The 15,179-nt window shown below is 72.9% G+C and carries 16 protein-coding genes; 11 read left to right on the top strand and 5 right to left on the bottom strand.

Features of this window, described 5'->3' with window-relative positions:
• Positions 1–227 precede the first annotated feature (227 nt).
• Entirely contained in the window at positions 228–1,265 is a 1,038-nt protein-coding gene (locus tag ACFW2E_RS23490; RefSeq protein WP_384469039.1) for a class I SAM-dependent methyltransferase, read from the top strand.
• A 548-nt stretch (positions 1,266–1,813) separates the two neighbouring features.
• On the top strand, positions 1,814–2,464 hold the full coding sequence (locus ACFW2E_RS23485; RefSeq protein ID WP_384469038.1) for a DedA family protein: 651 nt from the start codon (positions 1,814–1,816) through the stop codon (positions 2,462–2,464).
• A 21-nt stretch (positions 2,465–2,485) separates the two neighbouring features.
• Here the strand turns inward: ACFW2E_RS23485 and ACFW2E_RS23480 are convergent, their stop codons facing one another.
• Positions 2,486–3,019, bottom strand: coding sequence for a gamma carbonic anhydrase family protein (locus tag ACFW2E_RS23480; RefSeq protein WP_384469037.1), 534 nt, complete (start codon positions 3,017–3,019; stop codon positions 2,486–2,488).
• 75 nt (positions 3,020–3,094) lie between these two features.
• Between ACFW2E_RS23480 and ACFW2E_RS23475 the strand changes: the two genes are divergently transcribed.
• Positions 3,095–3,892, top strand: a complete 798-nt coding sequence (locus tag ACFW2E_RS23475; RefSeq protein ID WP_384469036.1) for an acyltransferase — start codon at positions 3,095–3,097, stop codon at positions 3,890–3,892.
• Between the two features lies 1 nt (position 3,893).
• Here the strand turns inward: ACFW2E_RS23475 and ACFW2E_RS23470 are convergent, their stop codons facing one another.
• Entirely contained in the window at positions 3,894–4,751 is an 858-nt protein-coding gene (locus ACFW2E_RS23470) for an EamA family transporter (RefSeq protein ID WP_384469035.1), read from the bottom strand.
• Positions 4,752–4,850: 99 nt separating this feature from the next.
• On the opposite strand from ACFW2E_RS23470, the gene ACFW2E_RS23465 reads away from it, so the two are divergent.
• Positions 4,851–5,423 (top strand): helix-turn-helix domain-containing protein, encoded by a 573-nt coding sequence (locus ACFW2E_RS23465; protein ID WP_384469034.1) that lies wholly within the window; start codon positions 4,851–4,853, stop codon positions 5,421–5,423.
• Between the two features lie 43 nt (positions 5,424–5,466).
• Entirely contained in the window at positions 5,467–6,024 is a 558-nt protein-coding gene (locus ACFW2E_RS23460) for a YbaK/EbsC family protein (RefSeq protein ID WP_384469033.1), read from the top strand.
• Positions 6,025–6,047: 23 nt separating this feature from the next.
• Here ACFW2E_RS23460 and ACFW2E_RS23455 read toward each other — a convergent pair whose 3' ends face one another.
• Positions 6,048–7,136, bottom strand: a complete 1,089-nt coding sequence (locus ACFW2E_RS23455) for a cation diffusion facilitator family transporter (protein ID WP_384469032.1) — start codon at positions 7,134–7,136, stop codon at positions 6,048–6,050.
• Positions 7,137–7,198: 62 nt separating this feature from the next.
• Here ACFW2E_RS23455 and ACFW2E_RS23450 point away from each other — a divergent pair, with 62 nt between their 5' ends.
• Complete coding sequence (locus ACFW2E_RS23450) at positions 7,199–7,552, top strand: ArsR/SmtB family transcription factor (RefSeq protein WP_384469031.1); 354 nt, start codon at positions 7,199–7,201, stop codon at positions 7,550–7,552.
• Between the two features lie 426 nt (positions 7,553–7,978).
• Here the strand turns inward: ACFW2E_RS23450 and ACFW2E_RS23445 are convergent, their stop codons facing one another.
• Both ACFW2E_RS23445 and ACFW2E_RS23440 read right to left on the bottom strand, forming a co-directional pair.
• Positions 7,979–9,619 (bottom strand): APC family permease, encoded by a 1,641-nt coding sequence (locus tag ACFW2E_RS23445; RefSeq protein WP_384469030.1) that lies wholly within the window; start codon positions 9,617–9,619, stop codon positions 7,979–7,981.
• A 200-nt stretch (positions 9,620–9,819) separates the two neighbouring features.
• Positions 9,820–10,227, bottom strand: a complete 408-nt coding sequence (locus ACFW2E_RS23440) for a CoA-binding protein (protein WP_384469029.1) — start codon at positions 10,225–10,227, stop codon at positions 9,820–9,822.
• A gap of 161 nt (positions 10,228–10,388) precedes the next feature.
• Between ACFW2E_RS23440 and ACFW2E_RS23435 the strand changes: the two genes are divergently transcribed.
• The 5 genes from ACFW2E_RS23435 to ACFW2E_RS23415 all read left to right on the top strand — a co-directional run.
• On the top strand, positions 10,389–11,132 hold the full coding sequence (locus ACFW2E_RS23435; RefSeq protein ID WP_384469028.1) for a hypothetical protein: 744 nt from the start codon (positions 10,389–10,391) through the stop codon (positions 11,130–11,132).
• Positions 11,129–11,674 carry a SixA phosphatase family protein gene (locus ACFW2E_RS23430; protein WP_384469027.1) on the top strand — a complete coding sequence of 182 codons (546 nt, stop codon included), beginning with the start codon at positions 11,129–11,131 and terminating at the stop codon, positions 11,672–11,674. Before ACFW2E_RS23435 ends, ACFW2E_RS23430 begins: the two co-directional genes overlap by 4 nt.
• A gap of 480 nt (positions 11,675–12,154) precedes the next feature.
• Positions 12,155–12,781 carry a YigZ family protein gene (locus ACFW2E_RS23425; protein WP_384469026.1) on the top strand — a complete coding sequence of 209 codons (627 nt, stop codon included), beginning with the start codon at positions 12,155–12,157 and terminating at the stop codon, positions 12,779–12,781.
• A 107-nt stretch (positions 12,782–12,888) separates the two neighbouring features.
• On the top strand, positions 12,889–14,052 hold the full coding sequence (locus tag ACFW2E_RS23420; protein WP_384469025.1) for an exonuclease SbcCD subunit D: 1,164 nt from the start codon (positions 12,889–12,891) through the stop codon (positions 14,050–14,052).
• On the top strand, positions 14,049–15,179 hold a 1,131-nt coding region (locus tag ACFW2E_RS23415; protein ID WP_384469024.1), incomplete at its 3' end, for an AAA family ATPase. The genes ACFW2E_RS23420 and ACFW2E_RS23415, both read left to right, overlap by 4 nt.

Below are 15,179 nucleotides of genomic sequence, written 5' to 3'. Positions count from 1 at the left end.
TACCGGACGAGCCGCGCGTCTGTGAGCCGCTCGGCAAGGACCCACGAGCGGGCTCCCCGGAGACGGGAGCCCGGTGCCGGACGGGGCGGGAGCCCGGAGGCGACGCGCCGAGAGCCACGAGTGGAGAACCGATGAGCGACATGACCGAGCCGACCGACGGGACACGGCCGAGCGACGGAACACCCCCGGCCGGCGGCACAGCCCGTGGCGGCGACCGGACGGCGCGCGTGGCCGCGCTGCGACCCGTCTACCAGGCGGACCTGGCCGACGGCACGGGCCGGTTCTTCGAGCCCCGGCGCACCACCTGCCCCTGGTGCGGCTCGGAGCGGCTGACCGCCCGGCTGCGCACCACCGATCTCCTCCAGCACAAGCCGGGCGGTTTCGCGCTCGACCGGTGCGACGACTGCGGGCACACCTTCCAGAACCCGCGGCTGAACGAGGCCGGTCTCGAGTTCTACTACCGGGACTTCTACGACGGCCTCGGCGAGGAGAGGATGGGCGGCACCCTCGGCGGGCGGACGGGGATGTACCGCGGCCGTGCCGAGGCCATGCTGCCGCACGACCCCGGTCCGAAGAACTGGCTGGACGTCGGCACCGGCCACGGCCACTTCTGCGAGGCCGCCCGCGACGTGCTGCCCGGGACGGTCTTCGACGGCCTGGACTTCACCGACGGCGTGGAGATCGCCGAACGCGAGGGCAGGGTGGAGCACGGGCTGCGCGGCGCCTTTCCCGATCTCGCCCCGGAACTCACCGCCGGCTACGACGTGGTGAGCATGTTCCACTACCTCGAGCACAGCACCGACCCCGACCGCGAACTGCGCGCCGCGTACGGGGTCGTACGGCCCGGCGGACATCTGCTCATCGAGGTCCCCGACCCGGACAGCCGTTACGCCCGGCTGCTTGGCCGCTGGTGGCTGCCCTGGCTCCAGCCACAGCACCTGCACTTCATCCCCGTCGCCAACCTGCGCCACCGCCTGACCGGCCTGGGCTTCACCGTGGTCGCGGAGCAGCACGCCGAGCCGCACGACCCGGTCGACCTGCTCGCCGCCGTCTGGCTGGCCCTGGACCACATGGCCCCCCGCGAGGACGCGCCGTGGCTGGCGCGGCGGCCGGGCGCGTTCCGGCGCGGGCTGCGCACCGCCGTGGTCCTCGCGGGCGTGCCCGCCCTGGCGCTGGGTACGCTCCTCGACCGGCTCGCGGTACGGCCCCTCTCGCACCGCCTCCGTCTGTCCAACGCCTACCGGCTGGTGGCCCGCCGGGACTGAACCGGGGTCCCGGAGCACCGTGGCGCGGATCAGCGCCGCGAGCACCAGGGCTCCCGGCAGCAGCGGCAGCCGGTCCGCCAGGACACGGAAGCCGATGAAGGTCGCCGTGGCCATGGCCACCGGGGCGCCGCCCTCGTGGACGAGCGACAAGTTGCTCGGCCCCCGGAAACCGACCCCCAGGAGTGGCGTCAGGCACAGCGCGGGACGGACGGAACGGGCCGTCGAGGACGCGGAGGACCTGAGGGAGACGTGGAGGACCTGGGGGAGAGGAGGGCGGGCGGGAGGGAGGGAGGGGACAGCGACGACGCGGGCACGTCCTCGTTCCGCATCGGGCCGCGCGGTGGGGCGAGGTCGCGGGAGACCAACGCGAGCCCTCCCACCCCGGATGACCCGGGGAGGGCCGAAGACGCGAGGTCCGGGGGCTGGACGGTCCCGTCGTGCGGGTGCGCGGCAGCGGTTGTCGCACGACGAGCAGGTAGCCTTCCCGTGGGCGCGTCTTTACGGGTGACGTCCCGGAAGGCAAGGACGCGACAGGAGAGGAACCGGCGTTGCACGTCCAGGAATGGCTCGACACCGTGCCCGCGGCCGCCGTCTACGCCGTGGTGGCCCTCGTCATCGGTCTGGAGAGCTTGGGCATCCCGCTCCCGGGCGAGATCGTCCTGGTCTCGGCGGCCCTGCTCTCCTCGCAGCACTCGGGCATCAACCCGATCGTCCTCGGTGCCTGCGCCACCCTCGGCGCCGTCGTCGGTGACTCCATCGGCTACGCGATCGGCCGCAAGGGCGGACGCCCGCTGCTCGCCTGGCTCGGCAAGAAGTTCCCGAAGCACTTCGGCGAGGGACACATCGCCACCGCGGAGCGCTCGTTCGAGAAGTGGGGCATGTGGGCCGTCTTCTTCGGCCGCTTCGTCGCCCTGCTCCGGATCTTCGCCGGTCCGCTCGCGGGTGTCCTGCACATGCCGTACTGGAAGTTCCTGACCGCCAACGTCCTCGGCGGCATCTGCTGGGCCGGCGGCACCACGGCGGTCATCTACTACGTCGGCGTGGTCGCCGAGGACTGGCTCAAGCGCTTCTCGTACCTGGGCCTCGTGGTGGCCGTGCTGATCGGCCTGACGTCGGTGCTGGTGCTGAAGCGGAAGGCGAAGAAGATGGCGGCCGAGAAGCAGGCCACGGAACCGGAACCCGTCCCGGCCGCCGAGTAGCACGTGACGCCGAATCGCACGTCACGGCTTCTCGTGCACGTCCCGGTGCGCCTTGGCCAGCTCCGAGTACAACGTGCCGTTCAGGGTGACGCCCTCCCGCTCCTCGGCGGTCAGTTCCCGCTTCACCCTGGCCGGCACCCCCGCCACCAGTGACCCCGGGGGCACCGCCATGCCCTGCGGCACCAGTGCCTGCGCGGCGACCAGGGAGCCCGCTCCGATCACCGCCCCGTTGAGCACGGTCGCCCCCATCCCGATCAGGCAGTCGTCCCCGACGGTCGCCCCGTGCACCACGGCGTTGTGCCCGACGGAGACCCGCTCGCCGACCGTGACCGGGAAGCCGGGGTCGGCGTGCAGGGTGACGTTGTCCTGGACGTTGGCGCCCGCACCGACGGTGATCCGTTCGGCGTCGCCGCGCACCACCGCGCCGTACCAGACACTCGCTCCCGCGTGCAGCGTCACGTCACCGATCACGGAGGCCGTCGGCGCGACGAACGCCTCCGGGTCGATGTCGGGGTCCTTGCCGCCGATGCCCACGATCAGCGCCTTGTGCGTCATCTCCGTCTCCCGTCGTGTTCGGTCCACCCGCACGGTACGCCAACGGTGGGGTGAAGATCACAGCGGTCCGGGGTCATGGGCCGGGCCCGTGCTGAGTACCGTGAGCGGGTGCCCAAGCCCAAGAACACGTTCTCATCCTGGCGGCGCCGCCTCGCCCAGCGAGCGGTCCACGCGGGCTGGGCCTGGGTGCAGCGCACGGGATCCGTGACCGCCGAGCACCCCGGGCGCCTTCGCTTCGGCGCGATGGGAACAGGTACCAGACTCGCCTTCCCCCTCGGCACGGTCTTCGGCGAGCCCTGGATCCACCTCGGCTCCTACTGCATCATCGGCGAGCAGGTCACCCTCACCGCGGGCCTGATGCCCGACCTCGACCTCGGGCCCGAGCCGATCCTGCGCATCGGTGACGGGGTCGTCCTCGGCCGGGGCAGCCACGTCATCGCCGACACGACGGTGACGATCGGCAGCGACTGTTATTTCGGCCCCTATGTCTACGTCACGTCCACGAACCACTCGTACGACGATCCGCACGAGCCCATCGGCAAGCAGTGGCCGCGGATGGAGCCGGTGGAGATCGGGCCGGGCTGCTGGATCGGGACGGGGGCGGTGGTCCTGCCGGGTGCGCGGATCGGCCGGAACGTGGTCGTCGCGGCCGGCGCGGTGGTGCGCGGAACGGTGCCCGACCACTCCGTGGTCGCCGGGGCGCCCGCCCGGGTGGTACGGCGCTGGACTCCCGACGACGGCTGGCAGCCGCCCCTGCGGACGCCCGCCCCGGTGCCCATACCGGACGACGTCACCCCGGAGCAGCTGCGGGCGCTGGCGGACCTGGACGAGGAGGGCGCGGCACGGCTGGCCCAGCTGGAGCCCGAGGGCTGACTCAGCCCGTCGCCAGCAGCAGCGTCCCCAGCAGTGCGAGTCCCGCGCCCGCGGCCTGGACCGCCCGCAGGCGTTCTCTGAGGAAGCCGCGTGCGGCAAGGGCCGTCACCACCGGGTAGAGCGAGGCGAGCACCGCCGCCACGGTGACCGGGCCGTGCTGCGCGGCGACCGAGTAGGTGCCGTTGGCCGCGACGTCGGCGAGGCCCACGAAGGCGAGAGCGGGCAGCGATGCCGGGGGGAGGCCCCCTTCCGGGAGCGCGTGACCGCCCCGAGCGACCGAGACGTACAGTGCGGCCCCGCCCACGGCGACGTTCGTCAGCCGCTGCACGAACAGGGCCAGGAACAGGCCGGTGACGGTGGTGGAGGCCTCGGTGATGAGGGCGAACACCGTGCCGAAGCCGAGCGCCGCGACGAGCGTGAGCAGGACCGCCCGCCGCTGCACCGGTGCGCCCCTGAGCTGCGGGCCGCCCGCGAGCACGACACCGGTGACGGCGACGGCGATGCCCGCCACCTGCGTCAGTCCGGGACGCTCGCCGAGGAGGAGGCCCACCCCCACGGGAACGGCCACGCTCAGCGTGGCGAGCGGCGAGACCACGCCCATGGGGCCCAGGGCCAGTGCCTTGTAGAAGGAGAGCAGGGCGATGGGCCCCACCAGGCCGGCCGCGAACGCGAACCACAGTCGCGGGCCGGCCTCGCTCCAGCCGCCGGTCGCGACCACGACCGCGCCGAGTACGGCCGCGGCGATCCCCTGGGAGACGACCACCACCGTCAGCGCCGGGGTCCGCCGTGTCAGCAGCCCGCCGCCGAAGTCGGCCAGGCCCCACAGGAGACTGGTGGCCAGGGCGAAGAATGCTGTCACGGGCCGCCTCGCAGTACAGTTCGGTGAACGATCGGGTGCATCACACCGTAGTTCAGTTGATTAGACTCTGTCATTCAGAATATTGGACGTGGACCCAAAGTGTCGGACCTCGACCTGCTGACCCAGTCCCTGGCGCGCAACGTCAAGCACTGGCGCGCGGTGCGCGGCTTCACCCTGGACGTACTCGCCGCCCGGGCCGGCGTCAGCCGCGGCATGCTCATCCAGATCGAACAGGCCCGCACGAACCCCAGCCTCGGCACCGTCGTCAAGATCGGCGACGCCCTCGGCGTCAGCATCACCACACTGCTCGACTACGAGCAGGGTCCGAAGGTCCGGATCGTCCCAGCCGAGCAGGCCGTACGGCTCTGGCACACGGACGCGGGCAGCTACAACCGGCTCCTCGCGGGCACCGAGGCCCCCGGCCCGCTGGAGATGTGGGACTGGCGCCTGATGCCCGGCGAGCACAGCTCCTCGGATCCGCACCCCGCCGGCACGGTCGAGCTCGTCCACGTCACGGCCGGGGAGCTGACACTCACCGTCGACGGCACGGAGTACCGCGTCCCGGCCGGCGCGAGCGCCGCCTTCGAGGCCGACACGCGCCACACGTACGGCAACGACGGCGACGAACCCATGGAGATGGTGATGGCGGTCTCGGTGCCGCCCGTGCCCTGAGACACCCGGCCGGCCGCGGCCTCACGGCTGTTAGCGTGCGGTCATGCGCGCACCCATCGGACAGTTCGACACCGCCACGCCCGCTCCCGACTGCCTCGACGAACTGATCGGCCCGGTCGCCGACGCCGTACGCCAGTGGCGCGGAAGCGTCCCCGCGGACCAGATCATCCATGTCGACACCGATCCGCGGTGGGCCGACACCGCGGTCTTCGTCGAGCACTACGGCCGTGAACTGCTCGGGCAGTCGGCCAACTGCGTGGTGGTCGCGGGCAAGCGGGGCGGCGAGACCACCCTGGCCGCGTGTGTCGTGCTCTCCACCGCCCGGGTCGACGTCAACGGCGTGGTGCGCCGCCAACTCGGTGCGCGGAAGGCCTCGTTCGCCTCGATGGACACGGCGACGGGACAGACCGGCATGGAGTACGGAGGCATCACCCCGATCGGACTGCCCGACGGCTGGCCCGTGCTGGTGGACTCGGCCGTCGTCGACCTGCCCTACGTCCTGGTCGGCAGCGGACGCCGGCGTGGCAAACTGCTCGTGCCGGGCAAGGTGTTCGCGGAGCTGCCGGGGGCCGTGGTGCTGGAGGGACTGGGCGTCGTCTGAGCCCGGGCCGCCGTAGCCGGGCGTCAGGCCGCCCGGTGGTGGGCCAGCGCCAGGTGCGGGTCCGCCTCGCCCGGTACGGGCGCGGGGTCGGCGTGGACCAGGGCAGCGGTGAGTCCGGGAACGGCGTGCAGCAGCACGTGCTCGGCCTCGACGGCGATCGCGTGCGCCTCGCGAACCGTCGCCTCGCCGTCCACGACGAGCGTGACCTCGGCCCGCAGCCGGTGCCCGATCCAGCGCAGCCGCAGCTCGCCCACCTCGCGCACGCCCGGCACCGTACACAGCGCCCACTCCGCCCGGTCCACCAGCGCCGGGTCGACGGCGTCCATCACCCGCCGGAACACCTCGCGCGCCGCGTCCCGCAGCACCAGCGCGATCGCGGCCGTGATGGCCAGCCCGACGAGCGGGTCGGCGAGCCGCAGGCCGAGCGCGGAACCACCGGCGCCCAGCAGCACGGCCAGCGAGGTGAATCCGTCCGTACGCGCGTGCAGACCGTCGGCGACCAGCGCGGCCGAGCCGATGGCACGGCCCACCCGGATCCGGTAGCGGGCCACCCACTCGTTGCCGGCGAAACCGACGACGGCGGCCACGGCCACCGCCGGCACATGCGTCACGGGGCGCGGGTCCAGGAGCCGGTCGGCCCCCGCCCCGGCCGCGAAGGCGGCCGACGCGGCGATGGTCAGCACGATCACGATGCCCGCGAGATCCTCGGCGCGCCCGTAGCCGTAGGTGAAGCGCCGGGTCGCCGCGCGGCGGCCGAGCATGAAGGCGATGCCGAGCGGTACGGCGGTCAGCGCGTCCGCCGCGTTGTGCACCGTGTCGCCCAGCAGCGCCACCGACCCGGACACGGCCACCACGGCGGCCTGCACCAGTGCGGTCGCGCCCAGCACGGCCAGCGAGACCCAGAGCGCGCGCATGCCGCGCGCCGAGGACTCCAGTGCCGGGTCGAGCTTGTCGGCGGTCTCGTGTGAGTGCGGGGTGAGCAGGTGGGTGAGGCGGTGGGTGAGGCGGTGCCGCAGGCCGGAGGAAGGGTGCGTGTGGGCGTGGTCGTGCCCGTGTCCGTGATGGTCCACGTGCGCGTGGCCGTGCTCGTGGGGGTGGTGCCGGTCGCTCACGTCGATCCCCTTCCGGTGCGCGGGTGGTGGACGGGGGACGCCCACGGAGCCATTATGTGCGTATGAGCGCACGCATGCACCTATCACCTGCGCACCATGCGCATCCGCGCACTCCGGGCGACGAGCAGTTCACCCTCGCCGCCGAACTCCTGGCCCTGCTCGGCGACCGCACCCGGCTCACGCTGCTGCACGCGCTCACCGCGGGGGAGGCCGACGTCACCACCCTCACGCAGGTGTGCGCCGCGGCCCGGCCCGCCGTCAGCCAGCACCTGGCCCGGTTGCGGCTCGCGGGGCTGGTGACCACGCGCAAGGAGGGCCGTCGGGTGTTCTACTCGCTGCGCGACGGACATGTGCGCCGCCTGGTGGCCGAGGCACTGAACGTGGCGGACCACCGCCTCGGCGAAACGGAGAGCTGAGCCGCGCCAGCAGGGCGAGCGCGTTGTGCGGATCACTGGTCGCGGACATCCGCCCTCGGTGCCGTCGGCCTGGCGTATGCCGTGCTGTTCCTGCGGCGACAGGCGCGCCGTCAGGAGGCGGAGCCCCGGTCCCGTTTGCGTTCTTCGCCGGCCCCGGCTTCACGGTGACGTCCCGCTCATGCTCACGGGCCTCGGCCCCGGCTGCCGCGTCGCGCCCCTGCCCACCCGGGCGATGGCCGCGTCCCCGCGCGCCTGGATGTCGGCCACGGTCAGCCCGAGGGGCCCGGCGCCGATCACGACGGCCGGACGGCGTTCCCCGGACGGGGATCCGGAGCCGAGGGGAACGCCGGCCGACAGTCATGACGGTGCCCCGTCAGCCGTGGCAGGGCAGCCGGGGCGGACGGGACACCGTCGGAGGATCGTGGATCAGTGCGCCGGAGCGTCGGTGACCACGACCTCGTCGATGCTGCGCTCGATCTCCTCGGGCCGCGAAGCGGTCGCCCTGGCCCAGTAGTAGATGACGAGGGAGAAGACGGCGACGACGAGGATGTCCCACCACAGGGGGATGTCGCCCTGGCCGCCGAAGCTGCCCAGCCAGGAGATCGCGCCCAGGCCCAGCAGGTAACCGGGCAGCCACTGCGCGGACTTGAAGTTCATCCGCGGGGCGTCGGGCAGTCCCTTGCTGGTGGCGTACCAGGCGTAGCCGCCCAGCAGCACGTAGCCGAGCACGATCGCGAAGCCGAGCCGCCACAGGGTGTCCCAGCCCGACCAGTAGATGATCAGGTTGGCGACCACGAAGGACAGCGGCGAGACGAACTTGCCCGCGGGGAGCCGGTAGGGGCGCTCGAGGTGCGGCAGCCGGTCGGCGAAGACGCCGTACGCCAGGGGGGCACCCGCGTACATCAGGACGCTCGCGGAGGTGATGAAGCCGACCAGCTCCTGCCAGCTCGGGAACGGCAGGAAGCAGACCACGCCGGTCACGAAGGACATGAGGAGGCCGAACCACGGCACGCCGCGCGAGTCGGTCTTGGCGAACGCCTTGGGCGCGTAGCCGTTCTTGGCCAGGCCGTAGGAGACGCGGGAGGTGGCGGTGGTGTAGATCAGGCCGGTGCCACCGGGGGAGATGATCGCGTCGACGTAGAGCACCCAGCCCAGCCAGCCCAGGCCCACCAGGGTCGCCAGGCCCGCCCAGGGGCCGCTGATGCCGGGGAAGTCGAGCTTGGCCCAGCCGTGCGCGAACGAGGTGTGCGGCAGCGCGGCGATGAACACGACCTGGAGCAGGACGTAGATCACGGCGCCGATCGCGACCGAGCCGAGGGTGGCCCGGGGCAGGTCGCGCTTGGGGTTGCGGCTCTCGCCCGCCAGCTGGATGGCCTGCTCGAAGCCCAGCAGCGCGAAGATGATGCCGCTGGAGCTGATCGCGCCGAGGATGCCCTTGGCGCCGAACGGCGCGAAGCCCTCCGAGGTGAAGTTGCTCGCGTGGAAGTTGCTCGCGGCGATGATGAAGATCGCGCCCAGCGGGACGGCTATCTTCCACCAGGTGGCGGCACTGTTGGTGTGCGCCAGGGCCCGGACGCCGAAGAAGTTGACGCCGACGAAGACGGCCATCAGCGCGACGGCGGTGACGAGACCGGTGGTGGTCAGCGTGCCGTCGGTGTGCTGCAGGCCCTGGGCCCACTGCCAGTGACCGGCGTAGCCGATCATCGCCTCGACCTCGATGGGGGCCACGGTCGCCGCCTGCAGCCAGGAGAACCAGCCGAAGGACATGCCGGCCAGGCCGCCGAAGGCGTAGTGCGGGTAGCGGGCCGTGCCGCCCGCCACCGGGAACATGCCGCCGAGCTCGGCGTGCACGAGGGCGAGCAGCACGATCGCGATCGCGCCGATCACCCACGAGATGATCGCCGCGGGGCCCGCCACGACGACCGCCTTCTCGGCGCCGTAGAGCCAGCCGGAGCCGATGATGGAACCCACCGAGGCCCACATCAGGCCGATCAGCCCGACGTCGCGCCGCAGGCCGCCGCCGGAGTCCTTCGTGGCTCGGGGCACGGCATGGTCGACATTCACCATGTCAAGTGGCCTCTCAGATCTGTACGCAGGTTTAACGGACAAGAGGCCACAGGTTAGGGATGCATTCCGTCATCGGAAAAGACAGTTTCCCAATATTTGACCCAGCACTTGGGTTGCCGTTGGGACAGTCTTTACACAGGTCAGGGGCTGATAACGAATGTGTGTATTCAGTTGCGCATTGCGCGAAGATCGCGCGACAACTACTGGAGAGTAGGAATTTCGATGGCCGGGCAGCGGTCCATGACCATGTCCAGTCCGGCCGCACGGGCCCGTTCGTAGGCGGTTTCGTCGATGACTCCGAGCTGGAACCAAACGGCCTTCGCGCCCTTGGCGACCGCCTCGTCGGCGACCTTTCCGGCCAGGTCGCTGTTGACGAAGACGTCGACGACGTCCACCTCGAAGGGGATTTCCGCGAGGGAGGCGTAGCCGCGCTCGCCGTGGACCGTCTCCGCCTTCGGGTGCACGGGGACGACCCGCTTGCCGAACCGCCGCAGCACCTCGGCCACCCCGTACGCGGCGCGCCGCCGGTTGGCGGACAGGCCCACCACCGCCCAGGTGTCACCCAGCTCGGTCAGGATCCTGCGGATCGTCGCTTCGTCGCCGTACACGGTCTGCCTCCTCGGGCTCTGGGGAACTGTCCCCGGAGCAACAGCACGTGCCGGGGCGCGATTCCCCGTCCGGCCGGTAGCGGGACCCGATGTGCCGCCACAATGTCCGGATTCGGAGCCAAGTGCCTGCGTGCGGCCCTCCGTCCGCCTACGCTCGCCACGTGCTGCGCATCACCGACGCCCGAACCGGCGACACCGTCGACGCCGCCCCCGCCCGCCGTGGCCTCACCCGTGTCCAGGCGCACGCGTCGGACTTCGGCCCCTCGGCCCTGCGCGTGCTGCTGGTCGCCGACCTCCTGGTGCGCGCCCTGGAGCTCGGCGGCACCCCCGTCTGGGCGATGCAGAGCGGCCACCGTGGTCAGGCCGAGCTCCGCGCCGCCGCCGCGACCCTGGGCATCCGCCCCTTCGAGGACGCCCACGACCTCGCCTCGGGGCTCGGCGAGGCGCAGATCGTGCACGTGGTGCGGGAGGGCGAGGACGTACCCGCCGACGGGGTCGTGGTCGGCGTCGCGCCCGTCGTCGGGGCGGTCACGTCGTCCCCGGGTGCCTTCCGCGACTCGCTCTCCGATCCCTCCGCCCTGCGCCTGGCCCTGCTGTCCGACCCGCGCGGCACCGCCGTACGGCTGGACACGGAGGTGCTCGAGGAGGCCGGGCGGACGCTCGCGCGCTGGCGGCGCGCCGTGGCCACCTGGGCGCGGCAGCCGTCGCGGCCGGTCCCCGACGACGTACGCGGGCGGCTGCGGGCCGCATGGGAGGACGATTTGGACGTGCCCGAGGTGCTGACGGTCCTGCGCCGGGTGGAGACCGCCACCGACCTGCCGGACGGCGCCCGCTTCGAGACGTACGCCTACACCGACCGTCTTCTGGGCCTCGACCTGGCCCGCGACCTCGGGACCCTCGCGTGATCGCCCGCGCGGGAGCGGGCCCGCATCGCCGTCTGGTGGTGCTGCGGCACGCCAAGTCCGCCTGGCCCGAGAGCGTCCCCGACCACCAGCGCCCGCTCGCGCCGCGCGGCCGCCGGGACGCCCCGGCCGCCGGAGTCGCCCTCGCCGAGGCCGACTGCCTCCCGGACCTCGCCCTGTGCTCCACCGCCGTACGCGCCCGCCAGACCTGGGAACTGGCCTCGGCGCAGTGGGGCACACCCCCACCCGTCCGGCTCGACCGACGGCTGTACGCCGCCGACCCGGAGGAGCTCCTGGAGGTCGTGCGCGAGGTGCCGCCCGAGGTGGAGACGCTGCTGCTGGTCGGGCACAACCCCGGTCTGGAGCAACTGGTGCTCCGACTCGCGGAGGACGGCCTGGAGGACTCCCTGGAGCGGGTGCGGACGAAGTTCCCGACGTCCGCGATCGCCGTCCTGGCCTGGCACGGCACCGGCTGGGAGGCCCTCGGTCCGGGCACGGCGCTGCTGGTCTCGGTCACCGTCCCCAGAGGGAAGAAGGAGAAGTAGCGAGGCGGGAGGTGAGCCGGCGTGGGCCCGGGGCCGCCGTCGCGGCTCCGGCTCCGCCCGGCGCAGCACCTCCCGGGTGAGACCGGTGCGACCAGGCCCTCACCGAACACCGGGAACCGGATCGGATGGCTGAGCGGATTTCCCTCGGTCCGGCTGAAGCAGGCGCCGGCGTGCGGCGTGCGGCGCGGACCCGGACGGCGGGCCGTCTGCTCACCCGGGCCGTGCGGGAGACCGCGCCCGTCGGCGGGATCCGGACGCGCGGGGCGCGGGATCACCGGCCTCCGCGCTGTCCACCCGGCTCATGGGGCCTCCGGAGTCACGACTGGGGCCCTCCGGAGTCACGACCGTACTCGGGTCCCGTCCCGATCCTGCCTCCGGTCCGCGTCGGGCGGGCGGCCACCACACCGTTTCCCCGGACCTGCCGGGCAGGCCGCCGCGGGCGATGACGGTCCACCGCTCCGGGCCGCATAGGCTGTCCGGATGCAGGACGAGTACCGCACAGTCGCCCGGGCGGGCGTGCACGAGACCGAGGTCAACCGCTCCCGCTTCCTGTGCGCCCTCGCCCCGGCGGCCACCGAGCAGGAGGCGCAGGACTTCGTCGCCGCGATCCGCAAGGAGCACGCGGACGCCACGCACAACTGCTGGGCCTACGTCGTCGGAGCCGACGCCGCCGTGCAGAAGGCGAGCGACGACGGCGAGCCGGGCGGCACGGCCGGCGTCCCGATGCTCCAGATGCTGCTGCGCCGGGACATGCGGTACGTCGTCGCCGTCGTCACCCGCTACTACGGTGGGGTCAAGCTCGGCGCGGGCGGGCTCATCAGGGCGTACGGCGGAGCGGTCGGCGAGGCCCTGGACACACTCGGCACGGTCACCCGGCGCCGCTTCAGGCTGGCCACGGTGACCGTGGACCACCAGCGCGCGGGCAAGGTGCAGAACGATCTGCGCGCGACCGGACGTGAGGTGCGTGACGTCCGTTACGCGGAGGCGGTCACCATCGAGATCGGCCTGCCGGACGCCGAAGTGGACGCCTTCCGCGCCTGGCTGGCCGACGTCACCGCCGGGACGGCCGGGTTCGAACTGGGCGGGGAGGCCTACGGAGACGCGTGAAGTTCCGGGCGAAAACGGCATAACGGGCATTCGCGGTACGGTTCATGACGGGCCGATACGGGAGTAACCGCCCGTGATGTCAGACCCGGCGGTTAGTCTCGGGGATCATGAGGCTCCTGCACACTTCCGACTGGCATCTGGGCCGGGCGTTCCACCGGGTGAACATGCTCGGTGCCCAGGCCGAGTTCATCGGTCACCTCGTCGCGACCGTGCGTGAGCGCGAGGTCGACGCGGTGGTCGTGTCGGGAGACGTGTACGACCGGGCGGTGCCCCCGCTCGCCGCCGTCGAACTCTTCGACGACGCCCTGCACCGGCTCGCGGAACTGGGCGTGCCCACGGTGATGATCTCCGGCAACCACGACTCGGCCCGCAGGCTCGGCGTCGGCGCCGGTCTCATCGGGCGGGCCGGCATCCACCTGCGGACCGCCCCCGCGGCGAGCGGCACCCCCGTGGTGCTCGCGGACGCCTTCGGGGACGTGGCCCTCTACGGGCTGCCGTATCTCGAACCGGCCCTGGTGAAGGACGAGTTCGGGGTGGACAAGGCGGGCCACGAGAGCGTGCTCGCCGCCGCCATGGACCGCGTCCGCGCCGACCTCGCCACGCGTCCCCGCGGCACCCGCTCCGTGGTCCTCGCGCACGCCTTCGTCACCGGCGGCGAGGCCAGCGACAGCGAACGGGACATCACCGTGGGAGGAGTGGCCGCCGTACCGGCCGGAGTCTTCGCCGGCGTGGACTACGCGGCCCTGGGCCATCTGCACGGCTGCCAGACCATCACCGAGCGCGTGCGCTACTCGGGCTCCCCGCTGGCGTACTCCTTCTCCGAGGCCGACCACCGCAAGAGCATGTGGCTCGTCGACCTGGGGGCCGACGGCTCCGTCGCCGCCGAACGCGTCGACTGCCCGGTGCCGCGCCCACTTGCCCGGATCCGGGGCACGCTGGAGGAACTCCTCGCCGACCCCGGCCTCGCCCGCCACCAGGACGCGTGGGTCGAGGCGACGCTCACCGACCAGATCCGCCCCGCCGACCCCATGGCCCGGCTCACCGAGCGCTTTCCCCATACGCTCAGCCTGGTCTTCGCCCCCGAACGCGCCCCGGACGACCCCGACGTGTCCTACGCCCAACGCCTCGCGGGCCGCAGCGACCAGCAGATCGCACAGGACTTCGTGGCCCATGTGCGCGGTGCCGGCCCCGACGAGCGGGAGCGGGCGGTGCTGCGCGACGCGTTCGACGTGGTGCGCTCCGACGACACGGTGCGAGAGGTGGCGCGGTGAGGCTCCACCGGCTCGACGTCACCGCCTTCGGCCCCTTCGGCGGCAGCCAGTACGTCGACTTCGACGCCCTGTCGGCCGCCGGGCTCTTCCTCCTGCACGGACCCACGGGCGCCGGCAAGACCTCCGTCCTGGACGCCGTGTGCTACGCCCTCTACGGCTCCGTGCCCGGGGCCCGGCAGACCGGGCAGGGCCTCTCCCTGCGCAGCGACCACGCCGACGCGGCCACCCGCACCGAGGTCCGCCTCGAACTGACCGTCGCCGGAAGGCGGTTGGAGGTCACCCGGCAGCCGCCCTGGGAACGGCCCAAGAAGCGCGGCAGCGGCACGACCCTGGACAAGGCCCAGACCTGGCTGCGCGAGTACGACGCGGCGGCCGGCGCCTGGAAGGACCTCAGCCGCTCGCACCAGGAGATCGGCGAGGAGATCACCCAGCTGCTCGGCATGAGCCGTGAGCAGTTCTGCCAGGTCGTGCTGCTGCCCCAGGGCGACTTCGCGCGCTTCCTGCGGGCCGACGCCGAGGCCCGCGGCAGACTGCTCGGCCGCCTCTTCGACACCAGGCGCTTCGCCGAGGTCGAGAAGCGCCTCGCCGAACGCCGGCGCGCGACCGAGGCACAGGTGCGCGAGGGCGACGCCGCTCTGCTCGCCGACGCGCACCGCATGCAGCAGGAGGCGGGCGACGCCATGGAGCTGCCGGAGCTGGCGCCGGGCGAGCCCGGCCTGGCCGAGGCCGTCCTGGCCGCCGCCGCCGTCGCCCGCAGCACCGCCCGCGAACGGCTCACCCTCGCCCGCTGCCGACTCACCGCGGCCGAGTCCGTCCAGGCCGCCGCCGACCGGGATCTGGCCGACGTGCGCGAACTGGCCCGGCTGCAGGACAGGTTCACGCAGGCCCGGCAGCGGGCGGCGCGGCTGGAGGAGCGCGCCGCGGACCATCGCGAGGCGCAGACGCGGATGGAGCGCTCCCGCAAGGCCGAGACGGTGGCCCCGGCCCTGGAACTGCGTAAGGCCGCCGACATCGAGCACCGGGGTGCGGCCGACGCCGAGGCACGCGCGCGTGCGCTGCTGCCGCACACGTTCGCGGACGCCGGCCCGGCAGGACTGGCCGCGGCCGCCCGCCGGGGCCCCCGCGGA

Origin of the sequence: Streptomyces sp. NPDC058964, assembly GCF_042741275.1 — a bacterium.
Lineage (GTDB): Bacteria > Actinomycetota > Actinomycetes > Streptomycetales > Streptomycetaceae > Streptomyces.
Note: the sequence above shows the minus strand (reverse complement) of the source record. Positions and strands in the feature narration are given on the sequence as shown.

Coding starts and splice junctions, on each gene's coding strand:
- ACFW2E_RS23480 (WP_384469037.1), bottom strand. CDS start 3,019: ATGACGCACAAGGCGCTGATCGTGGGCATCGGCGGCAAGGACCCCGAC.
- ACFW2E_RS23475 (WP_384469036.1), top strand. CDS start 3,095: ATGGGCCGGGCCCGTGCTGAGTACCGTGAGCGGGTGCCCAAGCCCAAG.
- ACFW2E_RS23460 (WP_384469033.1), top strand. CDS start 5,467: ATGCGCGCACCCATCGGACAGTTCGACACCGCCACGCCCGCTCCCGAC.
- ACFW2E_RS23450 (WP_384469031.1), top strand. CDS start 7,199: ATGAGCGCACGCATGCACCTATCACCTGCGCACCATGCGCATCCGCGC.
- ACFW2E_RS23445 (WP_384469030.1), bottom strand. CDS start 9,619: ATGGTGAATGTCGACCATGCCGTGCCCCGAGCCACGAAGGACTCCGGC.
- ACFW2E_RS23425 (WP_384469026.1), top strand. CDS start 12,155: ATGCAGGACGAGTACCGCACAGTCGCCCGGGCGGGCGTGCACGAGACC.
- ACFW2E_RS23420 (WP_384469025.1), top strand. CDS start 12,889: ATGAGGCTCCTGCACACTTCCGACTGGCATCTGGGCCGGGCGTTCCAC.